Annotated in this window: 20 protein-coding genes and 1 pseudogene; 9 read left to right on the forward strand and 12 right to left on the reverse strand. The window is 64.8% G+C overall.

Annotation, left to right across the window (positions count from 1 at the left end; translation table 11 throughout):
- Window positions 1-457: 457 nt before the first annotated feature.
- Complete coding sequence (locus tag ACVWYP_RS32155; protein ID WP_304496093.1) at window positions 458-694, reverse strand: DUF6894 family protein; 237 nt, start codon at window positions 692-694, stop codon at window positions 458-460.
- Window positions 695-1,587: 893 nt separating this feature from the next.
- On the opposite strand from ACVWYP_RS32155, the gene ACVWYP_RS32160 reads away from it, so the two are divergent.
- Entirely contained in the window at window positions 1,588-1,788 is a 201-nt protein-coding gene (locus tag ACVWYP_RS32160; RefSeq protein ID WP_304496094.1) for a hypothetical protein, read from the forward strand.
- 32 nt (window positions 1,789-1,820) lie between these two features.
- Window positions 1,821-2,028: pseudogene (locus ACVWYP_RS32165) on the forward strand (PRC-barrel domain containing protein).
- A gap of 33 nt (window positions 2,029-2,061) precedes the next feature.
- Here ACVWYP_RS32165 and ACVWYP_RS32170 read toward each other — a convergent pair.
- The 4 genes from ACVWYP_RS32170 to ACVWYP_RS32185 all read right to left on the reverse strand — a co-directional run bounded on the left by ACVWYP_RS32170 (window position 2,062) and on the right by ACVWYP_RS32185 (window position 6,811).
- Window positions 2,062-2,262, reverse strand: a complete 201-nt coding sequence (locus tag ACVWYP_RS32170; RefSeq protein WP_304496095.1) for a hypothetical protein — start codon at window positions 2,260-2,262, stop codon at window positions 2,062-2,064.
- 684 nt (window positions 2,263-2,946) lie between these two features.
- Window positions 2,947-4,971 carry a pyrroloquinoline quinone-dependent dehydrogenase gene (locus tag ACVWYP_RS32175; RefSeq protein ID WP_304496096.1) on the reverse strand — a complete coding sequence of 675 codons (2,025 nt, stop codon included), beginning with the start codon at window positions 4,969-4,971 and terminating at the stop codon, window positions 2,947-2,949.
- A gap of 72 nt (window positions 4,972-5,043) precedes the next feature.
- On the reverse strand, window positions 5,044-6,483 hold the full coding sequence (locus ACVWYP_RS32180; protein ID WP_304496097.1) for a caspase family protein: 1,440 nt from the start codon (window positions 6,481-6,483) through the stop codon (window positions 5,044-5,046).
- Window positions 6,484-6,583: 100 nt separating this feature from the next.
- A complete protein-coding gene (locus ACVWYP_RS32185; protein ID WP_016848541.1) occupies window positions 6,584-6,811 on the reverse strand; it encodes a hypothetical protein in 228 nt (75 codons plus the stop codon).
- A gap of 160 nt (window positions 6,812-6,971) precedes the next feature.
- On the opposite strand from ACVWYP_RS32185, the gene ACVWYP_RS32190 reads away from it, so the two are divergent.
- Window positions 6,972-7,424 carry a hypothetical protein gene (locus tag ACVWYP_RS32190; protein ID WP_304496098.1) on the forward strand — a complete coding sequence of 151 codons (453 nt, stop codon included), beginning with the start codon at window positions 6,972-6,974 and terminating at the stop codon, window positions 7,422-7,424.
- 172 nt (window positions 7,425-7,596) lie between these two features.
- On the forward strand, window positions 7,597-8,781 hold the full coding sequence (locus tag ACVWYP_RS32195) for a GNAT family N-acetyltransferase (protein WP_028339840.1): 1,185 nt from the start codon (window positions 7,597-7,599) through the stop codon (window positions 8,779-8,781).
- A gap of 277 nt (window positions 8,782-9,058) precedes the next feature.
- Here ACVWYP_RS32195 and ACVWYP_RS32200 read toward each other — a convergent pair whose 3' ends face one another.
- The 3 genes from ACVWYP_RS32200 to ACVWYP_RS32210 all read right to left on the reverse strand — a co-directional run bounded on the left by ACVWYP_RS32200 (window position 9,059) and on the right by ACVWYP_RS32210 (window position 11,334).
- Window positions 9,059-9,697 carry an NIPSNAP family protein gene (locus tag ACVWYP_RS32200; protein WP_035631194.1) on the reverse strand — a complete coding sequence of 213 codons (639 nt, stop codon included), beginning with the start codon at window positions 9,695-9,697 and terminating at the stop codon, window positions 9,059-9,061.
- 85 nt (window positions 9,698-9,782) lie between these two features.
- Window positions 9,783-10,448, reverse strand: coding sequence for a DsbA family oxidoreductase (locus ACVWYP_RS32205; RefSeq protein ID WP_304496099.1), 666 nt, complete (start codon window positions 10,446-10,448; stop codon window positions 9,783-9,785).
- A 61-nt stretch (window positions 10,449-10,509) separates the two neighbouring features.
- Window positions 10,510-11,334 carry a helix-turn-helix domain-containing protein gene (locus ACVWYP_RS32210; RefSeq protein WP_304496100.1) on the reverse strand — a complete coding sequence of 275 codons (825 nt, stop codon included), beginning with the start codon at window positions 11,332-11,334 and terminating at the stop codon, window positions 10,510-10,512.
- 94 nt (window positions 11,335-11,428) lie between these two features.
- Between ACVWYP_RS32210 and ACVWYP_RS32215 the strand changes: the two genes are divergently transcribed.
- Window positions 11,429-11,653, forward strand: a complete 225-nt coding sequence (locus ACVWYP_RS32215; RefSeq protein WP_453945943.1) for a hypothetical protein — start codon at window positions 11,429-11,431, stop codon at window positions 11,651-11,653.
- A gap of 32 nt (window positions 11,654-11,685) precedes the next feature.
- Complete coding sequence (locus ACVWYP_RS32220) at window positions 11,686-12,084, forward strand: hypothetical protein (RefSeq protein WP_304496102.1); 399 nt, start codon at window positions 11,686-11,688, stop codon at window positions 12,082-12,084.
- Between the two features lie 55 nt (window positions 12,085-12,139).
- Here ACVWYP_RS32220 and ACVWYP_RS32225 read toward each other — a convergent pair whose 3' ends face one another.
- Window positions 12,140-12,298, reverse strand: a complete 159-nt coding sequence (locus ACVWYP_RS32225) for a hypothetical protein (RefSeq protein WP_304496103.1) — start codon at window positions 12,296-12,298, stop codon at window positions 12,140-12,142.
- Window positions 12,295-12,756, reverse strand: a complete 462-nt coding sequence (locus ACVWYP_RS32230) for a group III truncated hemoglobin (RefSeq protein ID WP_304496104.1) — start codon at window positions 12,754-12,756, stop codon at window positions 12,295-12,297. Before ACVWYP_RS32230 ends, ACVWYP_RS32225 begins: the two co-directional genes overlap by 4 nt.
- An 83-nt stretch (window positions 12,757-12,839) precedes the next feature.
- Between ACVWYP_RS32230 and ACVWYP_RS32235 the strand changes: the two genes are divergently transcribed.
- The gene (locus ACVWYP_RS32235; protein ID WP_304496105.1) at window positions 12,840-13,274 is read left to right on the forward strand and encodes an RrF2 family transcriptional regulator; all 435 of its coding nucleotides are present in this window, start codon (window positions 12,840-12,842) and stop codon (window positions 13,272-13,274) included.
- Window positions 13,271-13,561, forward strand: a complete 291-nt coding sequence (locus tag ACVWYP_RS32240) for a DUF6522 family protein (RefSeq protein ID WP_304496106.1) — start codon at window positions 13,271-13,273, stop codon at window positions 13,559-13,561. Before ACVWYP_RS32235 ends, ACVWYP_RS32240 begins: the two co-directional genes overlap by 4 nt.
- 23 nt (window positions 13,562-13,584) lie before the next feature.
- On the opposite strand, the gene ACVWYP_RS32245 is transcribed toward ACVWYP_RS32240, so the two are convergent.
- Window positions 13,585-14,256: an SET domain-containing protein gene (locus ACVWYP_RS32245; protein WP_304496107.1), complete on the reverse strand. Its 672-nt coding sequence runs from the start codon at window positions 14,254-14,256 to the stop codon at window positions 13,585-13,587.
- A 164-nt stretch (window positions 14,257-14,420) separates the two neighbouring features.
- On the opposite strand from ACVWYP_RS32245, the gene ACVWYP_RS32250 reads away from it, so the two are divergent.
- Entirely contained in the window at window positions 14,421-15,023 is a 603-nt protein-coding gene (locus ACVWYP_RS32250) for a hypothetical protein (protein ID WP_304496108.1), read from the forward strand.
- Window positions 15,024-15,292: 269 nt separating this feature from the next.
- Here ACVWYP_RS32250 and ACVWYP_RS32255 read toward each other — a convergent pair whose 3' ends face one another.
- A complete protein-coding gene (locus ACVWYP_RS32255) occupies window positions 15,293-16,018 on the reverse strand; it encodes a TetR/AcrR family transcriptional regulator (protein WP_304496109.1) in 726 nt (241 codons plus the stop codon).
- Window positions 16,019-16,059 lie beyond the last annotated feature (41 nt).

A 16,059-nucleotide genomic window follows, 5' to 3' on the forward strand; every position in this document is an offset into this window, starting at 1 on the left:
AACGAAGCACCGCGGCGAACGCAAGCATGGCAACGCGCAGACCGCCCCGCACGTCGCTTCGATGCGCGGATTGAGAACTCGTGTTTCTGATTTGTGACGGCGCCGCGCTAAAACTTGATGAGAACAGGGCGTGTACTCAAAAATCCAATGTGTGCGAGCGGGGATCGCGAGGTCCGTGTCGCTCTCAAAAGCCGACATCGGCGATGCTTTGGTGAATGTCCGCCCAGGGCCAACAGGTGACAGTCGCGGTGAAAGAGGCCGCCAACTGACGCGGCCTTACTCCTTCGGTTCTAAATGCGACTCGCGCTTCTGTGCTTCGTATTGCTCGATCAACAGCGCAATGCCCTCCAGGGTCAGTTGATCCGTGGTCCGCATGGATAGCTCCGTGTAATGCACTATCCTCTTGTCGAACTCAGCGCATTTTTCACACATGAACGGCTTCTCCGTCCTGTTGTCCTCAATGCGGCCTGACGATATCGAACGCGAATTTAACCTGCATCACGGGCCCGTCGTCGTCGCGTACCTCGATCGCCATCTGAATTAGGCTGGCGGATTTTTGGGCTGCATTGTGGACCATGTCGGCCAAGGCTTTCACGGCCTCTTCCTGAACCGATCCCATGTCAGGCAACACCATTCCCTCTTCATCCGGGATCAGTGCTTCGCCGTCGCGAAGGTCAAAATAATATCTTCGCATCTGGTGAAATGCAGAGAAGGAGGGGGATGTTCCTCGCGCAGCCCAGCGGACGCGACGTTGCGACATAGACAAGAAGCAGTGTTCAACGCGATCAACCCGACAGACGAGGAACGCGCCGTATGGATGCGAGCGCCATGGGATGTGAGACAAAGGCGTTAGAGCGTTTCTTGCCGGACGGGGCGCTCAGTATCGTCGCGCGTGGACATCGGCCGTGGATTGGACAAGCCGATGGCCCTGCCAAACGAGCCCCATGCCCCATCACTTTAGGCAGCGCCGCCAGATGCATTCTGAGTGACGCCGGCTGTCACCCACCAGACCGCGTCAAATACGGATCCAAGGATCCAGCTAATCGGTCTGCCACTTGTCTGGCGGACAGCGTGGAGTTCTCTTCGGGATGAAGCGAGCCGACGGAATTCACGACCAGCCCACTACAAGCGGCAAGAACAGCTATCGCGATCGCAGCGAGATATTTGGTCCTCATGACGATGGTCCCTTCATCGCCCCATGAACTAACTGGACACTCTCAGAAATGGTTCCCGCGCGCGACGATGGCACGCACTCGGTAAGTCTTGTGGGGATGTCGTCCCCGCTCCGGGTTCCTCCGAATGGAACATCGCGTAGTGATTAGAGATCAAAGGAACGAAAGCGCATGCCAGGCTTTAGAGAAACACGAGACCGCCGCTCGCTGGTAAAAAGCCGGCGCATGTCGCGGATAGCCAAAGGTCGCTACCAAAGACCCGCTGTTGTCAAAACGAGCGCTCGCGCAGATAGCCAAAAGCGGCGGTCTCCGGTTCCATTCAAAAGTCGCTGGTCGTGCCTCCATTGAGGTTGCGGAGGGGCGCTACGGTGCTGGACATGGCTGGCGTTGCCTTTACCGGAACGAGAGCAATAGCATGGACCATCGCGTTGACCTTGACCGCACGCACAGCCGCGCCATCGTTCGAGAGATCGGCGAGAGATTGGGCGCGTCGCTGAAGCCAGAGCCGGGACTACCAGAGGGACTTAGACAGCAAATCGACCGCCTCCGCGAATTGGAGGAGCAATCACCATCGATCATTCCAGCGGCTGAGCGCTGGGACAAGGTTCGCCGCTGAGCGAAAGACGGCTCAGCCGAATTGGATGAGCGATGCCATCGGTGAAGCGTCGTGCGTCAAAAATTCTGAATGAGTACGGCGAGGCGCAAGCCGAATTGATCGGTAAAAGTCGTCCTTACCGATGGAAAAGCAGGCACGATCGAGTACGTTTGGCTGGACGAATTGCACGGGCTTCGGATTTCGATCAAAGGTCATGACGGAAGGTGGCCGGTCTCAACCATCAAGATCACGGAGAACTAGTCGCTCGGCCGCGCGCTGCACAGCACGATCCTTTCAGATCAGTCCAATCAAGATGAAAAGAGCGATTTCGGCCAGGAAAGTGACGCTCATGATCGCGACCGTAAGGAACACGTCGCTCGCCGGGAGAGGGTTCATGAATGCCTCGCATCTTGCGAAGCCCCAAGAGTAAATCATCAGGCCAGAAAATGTTTCGGTTCCAAACGAAACGGCGCGAGATGCGAGCAGCGCGGACATCCGAGGCGGCCGAATAAAGGCAAAGCCGCTTAGGGTCACAAGCGGCGGTCGAGGATCGTTGACGAGAAGTCCGGACTGCACCCAACACCGGACCAGTCGGAGGCGGCGAAGCTGGTCCACAAGGCGACATCCCCGCAGTCTACGCCGCGTGCCCGCATTTCCTCTCGGAAGCGACATCTTAGAATTATGAGTCCACGCCCCAGGTTCAATTGCATCCGCAAAGAACCTGCGCTCCCTCTCCAGTTGCGGGGCAGGGCAATCGCATATGTCCCTTGGGCGGTTGCGCACGTACTCGGCCTCGTGGTTCGAGACGCGCCGCAAGCGGCGCTCCTCACCATGAGGGTCTACTATTGTGCCGCTAAACAAGACCTCATCCTGAGGAGCCCGCCAAAGGCGGGCGTCTCGAAGGATGGGCCGCAGGGGCGCTTCTCGCCAGATTTTTCCCAAATGCGATTGCCCTGCCGGTTGCGGGGGGAGATGCACCGAATGCCGCCAGGCCGATTCAACCAGAATTCATCGCGCCTTAGCGGAGCGAGGCGGCGCTTGCATCATTTCGGAATATTAGAAAAATACCCCTGAGTTGCCCGACGTGTCAAGTTGCTTTTCGAACGCCGGCAGCCGCCGGCTACTTTGCATGGGGTTGTTTTCGATATTTTGGCGGCGCGCACCTGCGGCAGGGAGCACCTAAGCGGATCGCGAGCGACGGCTCCGCCGCCAGCGCCACAACAGCGCAATGAGGGCCACGAGCACGAGTCCGGCGGCCACAGCCTTGGCGGTGAACCGCCCGCCGGGCCAGTCGATCAGGCGAGTCCACAACGATGCCCCCTCGCCCTGACGCGGCAATCGAAATGCCACCACGCTGTCGCCGATCGATGTGCCGGCCTCGGAATGGCCGCCGGCGCCGATCGCGACGTACTGCTCGCCCTTCCAGAGATAGGTCATCGGATTGGCGACGCCGGGCACCGGAAGCCGGCCGAGCCAAAGCTGTTTGCCCGACCTGGCATCGAACGCGCGCAGATAGGCATCCATCGCGCCGGTGAACACCAGTCCGCCCGCGGTGATCGCGACGCCGTTGACCAGCGGCGTGCCGGTGTTGAGCGCGATGCCGAGCGGCGCGAGATCCTCGCTGGTGCCGACCGACGCATGCCAGAGGATCTTGCCGGCCTTGAGATCGACGGCCACCGTCTCGCCCCATGGCGGCTTGTTGCAGGGCGACCCGACCGCCGACTTCGCCAGCGCCCGCGACATCGCGAACGGCGCTCCTTCCTGCTGGCCGAATTCATGACCCGGCGGCGGATTGAAGCCCTTGGCCTGGTCGCGTGGAATCAGTGTGACGATGTGCGCCGCATGGCTGGCATTGGCGTAGAGGATCTGATTGACCGGATCGAACGCCGCGCCGCCCCAGTTCACACCGCCGCCGGTCATCGGATAGATCACAGTGCCTTGCGTCGATGGCGGCGTGTAAAGGCCCTCATTGCGGGATTGCGCGAGCAGCGTCTCGCAGGCCGAGCTCCCGGTGCCCGGCAGCAGGCCGGCGACATCGTCGGCTGTCATCCGCTGCGTCAGCAACGGCGGCACATGGGTCGGGAACGGCTGCGTCGGCGACAGCTGCTCGCCCTCGGCGCCGTTCTGCGGCACCGCGCGCTCTTCCACCGGCCACACCGGCTTGCCGGTGTCGCGATCGAGCACGAACACAAAGCCCTGCTTGGTCGGCTGGATCACGACGTCGCGCTGACCATCGCCGGTGTCGATCCGCGCCAGCGTCGGCTGCGCCGGCAGGTCGTAGTCCCAGACGTCGTGATGCACGGTCTGGAATGCCCATGCGAGTTCGCCGGTCTGGATCCGCAGCGCGACGACGGAATTGGCGTGCTCGTCGTTGCCGGGGCGCTTGCCGCCCCAGAAGTCCGGACTGGGCGAAGTCGTCGGCAGGAACACCAGGCCGCGCTCCTCGTCCACCGACATCGGCGCCCAGACATTGCTGTGGCCGGCCTCGACGCCATTGTGCACGAGCGGATCGAAGCTCCAGCGCGGCTGGCCGGTCCGCGCATCGAACGCGCGCACCGCGCCGAGCGGCGCGTCGACCCGCCGGTTGTCGCCGATCGCGGACCCCACCACGACCACGCCGCGTCCCGTCACCGGCGCCGACGTGATCTGAAACTCGCCCGGCCATTCCAGCTTCATCCCAACGTCGATCTTGATCTCGCCACCGTTGCCGAAATCGGCGCAGGGCTTGCCGGTTCTGGCATCGAGCGCGATCAGGCGCCTGTCGTTGGTGCCGGTGAAGATGCGTGACTTGCAGGCCGCGCCTTCCGCCGCACGATCATCCGTCCAGTGCGCGACGCCGCGGCAGACAAAGCGATTGGCCGGTCGTTGCGCCATGCTGATCTTCGGATCGAAACGCCATTTCTGCGCACCGGTGCCGGGATCGAGCGCGATCACTTCGTTGAACGGCGTGCAGAGGATCAGGCTGTCCTCCACGAACAGCGGCGTCACCTCGAACTTGGTGCGCTTCATCACCTCGGGCGGGCGAGTATCGAGATCGCCGGTGCGGAATTCCCAGCCGCGCACCAGCGTGCCGACATTGTCTGATGTGATCTGCGTCAGCGGCGAGAAGCGCTGTCCGCCGCGGTCGCCGCCCCAATATTCCCAGGCGCGCGCCGGCTGAGCACACAGCAGCAGCGCGGCAAGCAGGCAAAGCAGCGACCGCATCGCGTCCTCCCCCAGGATGCGATCACCAGGCGCCGCATCTCATGCGGGGAAAGCCTCTACGCGATCGGCGCGTCAGTATCCACCCCGGCGATAGCCGCCGCCGTAGTTGCCGCGATAACCACCGCCGCCACCGATGCCGATCCCGATTCCGATCGGCGGTCCGGCAGGCTCATAGACCACGGTTGGAGGCGGACGGCGCACCACCACGACGTCGTCCTCGACCACGACGCGCGGCGGGCGCTTGCCCGCGCGCCGCGGCGGATCGGGATCGGCCCGCTTTTTCACCGGCACGTTGGCCCTCTGCTGCAGCGGCTGTTGCGGCGGCGTGGCGTTGCAGGGACAGGTCGGCGCCGTCAGCGCGACGTTGGTCGCCGGCACACTGAGCGCGACGGCGGGTGCCGGATCGGGACGGTAGCGCAGCCGTTCGATCATCTTGCGCGCGGTCGCTGTCAGGTCGGTGTCAGGATATTGCGCGAGGAAGCCGCGATAGGCCGCCGCCGTGTTGGCGAGAACAGCACTATTCCACGCCACCATGCGGCGATGCCGGTCGAGCCAGTCGCGTGCCTGCAGGCCGCGTGGCGTACCGGCGAAGATCGCGGCGAAGGCTTCATAGGATTCGTCGGAGCCGTCGATAACCATCAGCTCATTCGCGGCTTCGATCGGCTTGCCTTGCAACTCGCGCTTCCATTCGTCGACGCTGCGTTTGGCCGCGGCCGGCGGCGGCGTCGCTGCGGGCGACGCCGCAGCACCCGACATGAAACGGAAGTCGTCGGTGAGCGAGGAGGAGTCCCACGGCGTCTGGCGGCCGTCGGTTGCCTTGTTCACCGCCAGGCGAACGCGCTTGAAGGTGTCCTCGATCGGGATGCCCGGCTCCTTGGCCGAGGCCAGCAACGCGGTCGTGTAGGGGCTGTTGGCGCCGCTGCCGTCTTCGGCTTCCGCGCCCGGCGAGGTCGAGAACGAGACAAACGTGCCGGGCGAGCCGACCTTTGCATCGACGATGGCGAGCCCGTGCCCCGCGGTCTTGCTGAGCTCCGGGAAAGGATTGTTGCGGCACGCATCGAGCAGCACGATGCGCATCCGGCTCGGCACCGAGGTCAAGGTATTCAGGATGTCGTTGAGCCGAACCGCCTGGATCGGGATATCGGCCTCGCGCTTCGGATCGACATCGACCGGCACCAGATAGTTTTCGCCGTCGATCTGCAGGCCATGTCCGGCATAGAACACCAGCGCCACGGTGTCGGCGCCCTTTGCCGCCACCTGGCCGGCAAAATCGCTCAGCCGTGCGCGCATCTCGTCCTGCGACAGGTCCGATGCGGCCGTGACTGCAAATCCGGCATCGGTCAGCATCTGCGACACGGCCCTGGCGTCGTTGGCCGGATTCGGCAGCGCGGGCACCGACTTGTAGGCCGACTGCCCGATCACCAGCGCCAGCCGGTTTTCCGCCGCCGCCGGCACGGCGCCGAGCAGGATCGCTGCCGGAACGATCAGGCTGAGGAGCGAACGGCGAAGCATGGCGGCCTCCGACAATGACATCGAAGATGGGTCGGATGCCGTCAGGCCAAGGTTCATGCCGTTCGGATGTCGAATGGCCGCAGAGACCTCGCGAGCCCGGCTATTTCGGCTTCTTGGCCGGATCGGCTGCCGGCTTGGTGACGCCCCAGGGATCGTATTTCTCCTTGGGCTCAGGGATCCGATCGAGCGCGGCCTTGTAGGCCTTCTCGTCGACTTTGGGCTTCTGCTCCGTCTTCGTATCGCCCCCACCGCCCCCTCGCCGGCCTTGCGCCAGCGTGGGCGTCGCGAGCAGCGCCAGAATGACGGCAGCAACCGTGAAGCGTTTCATGTCAGTCTGTCTCCCCCGCCGCCGCAGCAACATCCGGTAATACCTCTACCCCAACGATAACTTGTCGCTCGACATTTGTTGATCGACAAAGCGCCGCGCGATGCGAATTCAGCGCCACCAGGGGGGCGCAATCTTGGCGGTGGCACATTAAATTCGCTCAATGGGACAGGGACAAGTACATCTGGCGGCGCTGCTGGCCGGCGCCGCCTTCATATTGAGTGGCTGCGGGCTGGCGGACAGCCACGCGGTGTGGCCGGAGGCCTTGAAGGTCAAGGCTACAGAGCCGGCCCCGCTCGAGACGCCTCCGGACGTCAAACGGCTGGTCGCGGGCAAGCTGGATTCGGTGTTCACGGCCGGTTCACAGCCGACCCATGTGCGGGTCTCCGCCCCGCTGCACGACCCGCGCGGCACCGGCTGGACCGCCTGCGTCCGCGCCGAGCTGACATCGGTGATCGGCAAGCCCCTGGGGACGCAGACCTATCGCGTCTTCATCAACGACGGCGCGATCTTCGATCGCCGGCAGGTGGAGGCCGACGACAATTGCGTGACGCAGAATTACGAACCGGTCGAGAGCACCGTTGCGGCGGAAGCGCAGCGGAGCGCCAAACCCTAGCGCTTGAGCCGGCGAGACGGCCAGGCCGGCGCGCACCGGGTATGCTGAACGGCCCGTTAACACGACCGCTCAAATTGCCTGATGGCCTCAACGGCATTTTCCATTTCTTTCCGCTAGCGTTGCCCTGACGAACGCAAGGCCAATCGGCCTCGCGGACTGGGGAAACAGGGACGTGGCCGATATTGCTGACCAGGCAATGATCCACCGTGCATCGCGCAGGGATGCCACGGACGATCGCACGTTGCCGCCGCTGTCGGCCGCGCCGCTCAATGCATGGCGTGCGCTTGCCGCGCGCGCGATCGAGGCCAATGGCTACTATCAGCCCGACTGGGAGTTGGCGGTCGATGCCTCCGCGCGCGGCCGCACCGGCGCGGCGCTGCTCAGTGCCGCAGGCGATGCCGGGCAATTGATCGGGCTGTTGCCGGTCGTTCCGATGCGGCGGATCTACCGCATCCCCCTGCCCGCGCTGGTCGGCGCCGAACCTTATGGCACGCTGTGCACGCCGCTGCTCGACCGCGACGCCGCCGAGGAAGCGGTGGGCAAGATGCTGCGGCAGGCGCGCAATGCGGGCGCGCATGCGCTGATCCTGCGCACCATGTCGCTCGAGGGCCCGGCCATGGCGGCGATCCGCGCGGTGCTGGCGCGAGACGGGTTGCAGCCGCGCGTGCTGAGCGCCTATCAGCGCGCCCAGCTGGATGCGACGCGCGATGCCGACGAATTGTTGCGCGACGCGCTCGGGCCTAAGAAGCTGAAGGAGCTGCGCCGTCAGCACCATCGCCTGTCCGACCACGGCGCGGTGCGCTTCGATGTCGCCCGCACGCCGCACGAGGTTGCGACGGCGCTCGAGACTTTCCTTGTCCTAGAAGCCGGTGGCTGGAAGGGCCAGCGCGGCACGGCGCTCAGCCAGCATGCCGGCGATGCGGCCTTCATCCGCCGCGCGACGTCGACGATGGCCGAAGCCGGCCGCTGCGAGATCATCACGCTGCATGCGGGCGACACGCCGGTCGCGGGCGGCATCGTGGTGCGCCACCAGGACCGAGCCTTCTTCTTCAAGATCGGCGTCGACGAGCGTTTTGCGAAACATTCGCCCGGCACGCAGCTGACGCTGGAGCTGACGCGCCATCTCTGCGCCGATCCCGCGATCAATTCGGCCGATTCCACGGCGGCGCCCGGCCACCCCATGATCGACCCGATCTGGCGCGGCCGCTTCGCGATCGGCGACGTCTTGCTGCCGCTGCGGCGCCGCGATCCGCTGGTGCCGGCCATTCACGCCGCGCTGACCCTGAACAAATTCGCCTACGAAGGCGCGCGCGGCGCCGTGCGCTTCATCCGCAGCCGGCGCGGCAAGCCCGGATAATGCGGTTTACCCTTTCGTAGGCATGCAGACACATCGGGAAACAACGGGCAGCCGCCGTCAGGTTGGTGTCAGCTGGCCCGACTAGCGTTGTGGCGCGCTGGTTCTCAGACGGCGCGCGCCCTTGCTTCGAAAGCCTCATCTGATGGAAACATCGGATGGGGCTTTTTGCCCGCGCTCTCGACGTCCCGACGCCAAACGAAAAGGCCGCCTCAACCGGCGGCCTCTCTGCCTTGCGCTCGGCGCATCATTGGGAAACGCGGCGCGACCAGCGCCTGCCTTACTGCAACGGCGAGTGCGGTGCCGGCAGCATGATGGTCGAGTGCATCTCCTCGAGCACCTGCGTGCCCTTGCTCAAAAATTCCAGCCAGGCCGGATCCTTCATCGCGTTGCCGCGTGCGGCGGCGCGGGCGTTGAGATCGGGATAGGCCCAGATGTGGCAGACCTCGTTGGGCTGCCCGGCTTCGGTGGTCCAGAGACCGACGATCTTGGAGTATTTCTCGCGCTCCGGCATCACGCCGGTGATCAGATCGAGCCATTGCTTGGCGCCGCCGACCGGCTTGGCGCGATAGTTGCGGAATTCGTAGATGTTGCCCTTGGTCGCCGGCGCCACCGGCGGGATCACGGCATTGAGCAGCCGCACCTCCTGCCGCACCAGCAGCGGACGGATCACCGGAATATACTCGCCGGTCCAGCGCGGATTCTTGGCGAGCTCGGCGCGCAGCCGGGTCCGCTCGTTGAGATCGGCGTAGCTCCACATATGCATGACCTGATTGAGCGGACCGATCTCGGTGATCCAGTAGCCTTCCAGCTTGCCGAAATTGTCGGCGCGGATATCGCGCGAGATCGTGCTCGCGGCCTTCACCATCTCGCCGACGGCGCCTGGACGTACCGTGTAGGTGCGCAGCTCATAGATCATGATGGTCTCCCTGATTGTTTCCGATGGATGATGTGGGCAAGCGAAAAAGCCCGGCATGAGCCGGGCTTTCGATGTGGACTGCGGACTACTGCGCCGCCTGCGCGTTGATCTCGGCCGAGACCTGGCGGATGGCGCGGGCGAGTTGCTCGGCCGGCTGGGCGCCGGACACCGCGTATTTCTGCGCGAACACGAAGGTCGGCACGCCCGAAATCCCCTTCTCGGCGGCTTCCTGGGCCTGCGCCGAGACCAGGGCGACATCTTCGTCGGTGGCGAGACGCTTGCGCACGTCGTCGGCATCGAGCCCGACGTCGCTTGCTGCCTGCACCAGCACGTTGCTGTCGGTGAGATCGCCGCCGTCGCGGAAATACAGCTCCATCAGCCGCTGCTTCATCTCGGCCGCCTTGCCCTTGGCCTCGGCCCAGTGGATCAGGCGATGGCAGTCGATCGTGTTGGGCTGCCGCTTGACGAGCTCGGGATGGTAGGTGAGCCCCTCCTCATTGGCGGCGGCGACCACGCGGCCGGCAATGCCCTTGTAGGCCTCGACCGAGCCGAACTTGGCGGTGAGATATTCCTCGCGGCTGATGCCCTCGCGCGGCACCCAATTGTTGAGGAAGAACGGCCGCCAATGCACCTCGACCGGCACATCGGGCACCAGCTTGAGCGCATCCTCGATGCGATGCTTGCCGATATAGCACCAGGGGCAAACGACGTCGGAGACGATGTCGAGGCGAAGCGGCTTCAGATCGCTCATGGCGGGTTCCCGGCGGAAATGGAACCCCAAAGGTAGGCCGAACGCGCCCCAAGACAAGCCGCTATTTCATACTGGCTGCCATCTGCCGCATCCGCTCGGCGGTCAGCTCATCGGCCGGGAAGAAGGTCTCCAGCGCCAGCTCCTGCAGCGTGATGTCGACCGGCGTGCCGAACACCATGGTGGTCGAGATGAAGCTCAGGATCTCGCCATTGAGGCGGAGCTTGAAGGGAAGCGCGACGTTGTTGTCGGTGGTGATCGGGGCCGACCGCGCCGGGATCGGATAGGACTTCAGGTCCTGATAGAGCTTGAGCAGCTCCGGATCGGCCGTTGCCTCGCATTGCCGATGCAGCCGCTCCAGTAGGTGCGCGGCCCATTCCGCGAGGTTCACGGTGCGCGGCGCGAGGCCCTCGGGGTGGAAGGCAAGCCGCAGGATGTTGAAGGGCTGGCCGAGCAGCCGCTGCGGCACGCCCTCGAGCAGCGGCGCAACCATGCGGTTGGCAGAGACCAGATTCCAGTGCCGGTCATAGGCCAGCGCCGGATTGGGCTCGTGCGCTTTCAGCACCAGATTGATCGCCTCGCGCGCCGATTTCAGCGCCGGATCATCCAGCGAGCGTTGCGGGAATGCGGGCGCGAAACCCGCGGCGACCAGCAGCACGTTGCGTTCGCGTAGGGGCACGTCAAGGCGCTCCGCCAGTTTGAGGACCATGTCGCGCGACGGCGCCGAGCGGCCGGTCTCGACGAAGCTCAGATGCCGCGCCGAGATCTCGGCATCGACGGCAAGGTCGAGCTGGCTGAGATGGCGGCGCTGCCGCCAATCGCGCAGGTGCTCGCCGATCAGGATGGGTTTGGCGGGCTCGGCCCGCGCCATGGATGCATGTGCGTTCATGGTGCAAAACCTACCATGCGGAATTCGCCCGTTCCATTACGCCTGAGGTAATCGAATTGGCGCGCCGGCCGGCTCATCTTCCACGACACAGGAGATGACCATGCTGATGCTGTCCCTTGTCCGCGCCCTCGCCGTCCTGCTGCCGTGGCTGGTGCATCTGACCACCTGGCTGCTGGCGCGCTCGCTCAACATGCCGCAGCCGCTCGTGCACGCAACCGGCGTGTTCGTGTTCGCGCAGGTCTATGCGGTCGAGACGAGAGTCGGCAAGGCGCTGTGTCCGCTCCGGCTGTGGCGTCAGCTGCAGTCCCTGTTCCGCTGACCACCCCCATCCCAACCAGAGGAGACCCTGCCATGATCCATTCGTCCCAGCTGCTGCGCCGCGCTTTGCTTGCCGATGCCGTCTTCAGCGGCGTATCCGCCATAGCGATGGTGCTCGACGCCGGCGCGCTGGCATCACTGCTCGGCCTGCCGGAAGCGCTGCTGCGCGAGACCGGGCTGTTCCTGATCGCCTATACCGCGCTGGTCGGCTGGCTCGGCACGCGCATGTCGGTGCCGAAGCCGCTGGTGATGCTGGTGGTCGTCGGCAACGCGGCCTGGACGCTCGCCAGCATCGCGCTGCTGCTGTCGGGCGCGGTATCGCCAAACCTCTTCGGGACCATCGTGATCCTCGCCCAGGCGATCGCCGCCGGCGTGTTCGCCGAGCTGCAATATGTCGGGCTGCGCCGCAGCGGTGAGGCGGTCGCGGCGTAAACCGAATGCCAGACGTGACGAGCGGCCGTCGCGGCAAACGCGGCGGCCGTTTCTGTCAGCTCAGCACCACCGCGACGATCATGCCGGCAAAGGTCAGCGCCAGGCCGATGATCAGCATCGGCATGAGGCTGCTGCCGGAAAACGGATCGGCCTGATCCTGATGAAACCATGCGCCGTCGATGGCGCGCGCAATCGCCTTCGCCCTGTTCCTCATTGCACTGCTCCTGCTTCGCTTCGCCTGTAACGCTCGCCGACCGCCAGCATCACGCCCTGCCCGCTGGCAACGCCCATCTCGAGGCTCGAGGCGATGCGCCGCGCGCGATCGATGAAATGCGCCGCCGCCGCCGGCGGGCACAGCTCGGCTGCGGTCGCCTCGAACAGTTCGAGCCAGCGGTCGAAATGCGCGGCGTCGATCGGCAGCGGCATATGCTTGACCATCGGCGTGCCGTGATAGCGCCCGGTCATCAGCGCGACCGAGGACCAGAACGCGCACATCTGGGCCAGATGCGGCGCCCAATTGCTGATCCTGCTCTCGAACACCGGCCCGATCACCGGGTCCTTGCGGACCTCGGCGTAGAAGGCATGCACCAGCTGCTCGATCATGGCCTCGGTGATCCCGGTCCGCGCGACGATCCCTGCGGTGATCTGCTCGCGGCGCTCTGCTCCTGTCATGGCTCACATCCTAAATATGCATTTCAAATACCTATTTAGCCTGCTATAGCTGATCCGCCAAGTGCTGATTTCGAAGGGCTTCCATGCGCCTGACATCGTTCACGGATTTTGCGCTCCGCGCCCTGATGCGGCTGGCCGGCGAGCCGGACCGTTCGTTTGCCACCAGCGAGATCGCGGCCGAGTTCGACATTTCCCGCAACCACCTCGCCAAGGTGGTGCGCGATCTTGCCGAGGCCGGCTTCATTGCCACCCAACGCGGCGCCGGCGGCGGCTTTTCGCTGGCGCGGCCGGCGGAGACCATCACCCTCGGCCAGGTGGTGCGCGCGCTGGAAGGCGGCAGCGCGCTGGTCGAATGTTTCAGGGATGATGGCGGAGACTGCCTGCTGCTGCCGCGCTGCCGGCTGAAGGCGAAGCTTGCCGCGGCGCGCGAGGCCTTCATGCGCGAGCTCGACGGGACGACGCTCGCCGAATGCGCCTACGTGCCGCGTCCCGTCCACCATCCCGCGAGGGCATCATGACGACGATCACATTCGCGGACGGCGCGTTCGAGGTCGACGCCAATATCGTCGCCGAAGGCCTCGGCATCGCGGTTCCGCTGCTGCAGGCCGGGATGCGCTCGGGCGCAATCACGACGCGTTCGGAGCGCGGGCTCGACGCCGATCAGGGACGCCATCGCCTCACATTCTTCTCGGGGAGCAAGCGTTTCCGTCTCGTCATCGACGAGCACGGCACGATCATCCAGCGCTCGACGCTGGATTTCGGCAATTCCCCGTTACCACGCGCGGCGCACCGGCCGAGCCGCTAGAGCGTTTTCGAGCGACGTGGGTATCAGGCGTTCAGCGCCCGAGCGGTGCCGCGCTTCGACGAGGCAGCCTCCTTGCCCGCCGTGTTGATCAGGCTGTGACCATTGAGGTGACTGCCGTTCAGCGCCGTGCCGTTGACGAGCTTGCCGTTTGCTTTGGCAGCCTTCTTCGCCTTCCGCTGCCTGGCCCGCTCCTCGGCGAGCTTCTCGGCCTTGCGCTGCGCCTTCCGCTCGGCCCTTTCCTTCAGCCGCACCCGCTCCGCCCTCGCCTCCGCGCGCTTCTTCTTGCGCTTCCTCTCGCAGGCATCGCACTTGCAGCCGATCGGCTTCAGATAGGCTTTGAAATAGTCGGTTCCGTAGTCGTAATTGATTTCGTCGCCGGGCTCGATGTCCTTGATGGCGCGGATGAACACCTTGCGCTTGCGTGGGCGAACGTCGGATTCCGCGTTCGGCCTGCAGGCGTGGTTGATGTAGCGCGCGACGTTCTCGCGGATCGAGCCGTCGATGGTCCAGCGGTTGGTGAGCTCGAACAGATATTTGTTCTCGATCGCGTCCTCATCCTTCTTCTTCGAGTCGAGCAATGGCCCGAAATAACGGATGATCTTGGTGCCTTTCTTGATCGGCTTGGTGGCGAAAAGGCCAAGACCGGTACGGGAACGGCCGACGCGATAGGGCTTGTTGGATGATATCGTGGACATGACGATCAAGGTTACGGCACGCAAGTGCACGCGACAGAAGTTGCGAAGCCGCCCTTCTAGGACGATTCCGCGCGCCTGTCAGGTGTTTCCCGCGTGTCTATTGAACCTTCCCCAGATTGCATATGTCAGACACAAAGTAACGTCCGGATCCCAGGTTTCCCCCGATGAAATACCTTGCTTTTGCAACAGTCGTTATGGCGCTTGCCGGTGCAAATCCTGGTCAGGCCGGCGCTGAGACGATCAGCAGCAGCTACACATCGACCGCGCCGAAGGCCTGCCGCATGATCGGCAAGCCCAGCGAGGAGGACGGCAGCACCACGAGGGTCTGTCCGGGAAAATCCGGGCTCGTGGTGCTGATCAACGAGGGCGACCTGCGCGAAGTGGTCTCGGTCGGCCGAAACCACGAGGCAGCAGCCAGGGAACCGGCGGCGCAGGCCTGGTTCGGCCCGTTCAGCTCGACCGGCGATACGGTCGAATGGCGAGCAGTCGGCGGCAAGCCGTTTGCGATCATCCAGCGCTGGCAGATCGCCGACAACAGCGAGCAGGACAAGCGCGGCGGCCCTGTCTCGCGGGCGATGCTCGCCGTGACCCGGCTGCCGCCGGGCGATGTCTGTCATGTCGCCTATGTCGACGTCGCGGCCAATCCCAATGCCAACGCGCTGGCGCGGCAGGCCGCCGACGATTTCGCCCGCGATTTCAAATGCGGCACGGATACGGTGAAGACGGTCGGACAGAGCGGCCGGACCACGTCGCTGACCAAACGCTAGCGCGCACGGCGTTGCGCTCCCTCTCAACGTTCTTACGGGGTGAGGGGCTGTCTCCGCGTATACGGTGATAGTTGCGCTCGCGGAGAGTCCCCTCACCCGGAACGCATCTAGCGATGCGTTCCGACCTCTCCCCGCAGGCGGGGCGAGGTGACGAGAACCTCAGCCCTTCTGCCTCGCCCGCCCGCTTGCGCGGGTTCGGACGTTTCCAGGGAACGCGCGGTGATCGTGCCATGCCGCGTCAACGCGCCGGCACGACAAGGGTAGCTTCATTACGGCCGCGCCGAGCGGCCCGCGGACAATCGCAGCATCGCGGTCAACAACATTTCCGCGGACGTGCCCTCGGGCGACCGATCCAGAATCGTCTTGAGGCGTCCGTCGAGCAGCAGCATGGTGAAACCATGCACGAGCGACCAGGCGGACGCGATCGCGGCGGCCTGATCCAGCGTGAGCTGCTCCTTGGAAATCTGCTCGTGCCGGCTGGCGCCGACGCCGCGGGTCAGCCCTGCGAACGACGCCTCGGACGCCTCGTGCAGCGACGGCCGCGAATGATCGAGCCGCTCACTGCGGAACATCAGCCCGTACATGCCGGGATGTGCCTGCGCATAGGCAACATAAGCCTTGGCGCTCGCCACGCCCTTCTCGGGCGTCGTGGCCGCCGAAGCATCCGCAGCCGCCATCGCGAGGCCAAATTGCCGGAAACCGATCGCCGCGAGTTCGCTGAGCAAACCGGTGAGATCGCCGAAATGATGCGTCGGAGCGGCGTGCGACACACCGGCCTCGCGCGCCACCGCACGCAATGTCAGTCCCGCCAATCCATCACGCTCGAGCACGCGCTCGGCGGCCTTCAACAGTGCCTCATGCAGATCGCCGTGATGATACGGCGTGTCGTTGGCGCGGCGCCGTGGGGCCGGACGAGCCGCCGCGGTTCGTGCAACCCGGCGGGTCGGGGCCCGTGCCGGGCGAGTCGCCTTGTTTTCTTTGGAGATTCTTGCCATCGGGCCCTTATATGTCGCAATTTTTACACTGTAAAGATTTT

It is taken from the genome of Bradyrhizobium sp. USDA 3262 (assembly GCF_054060035.1).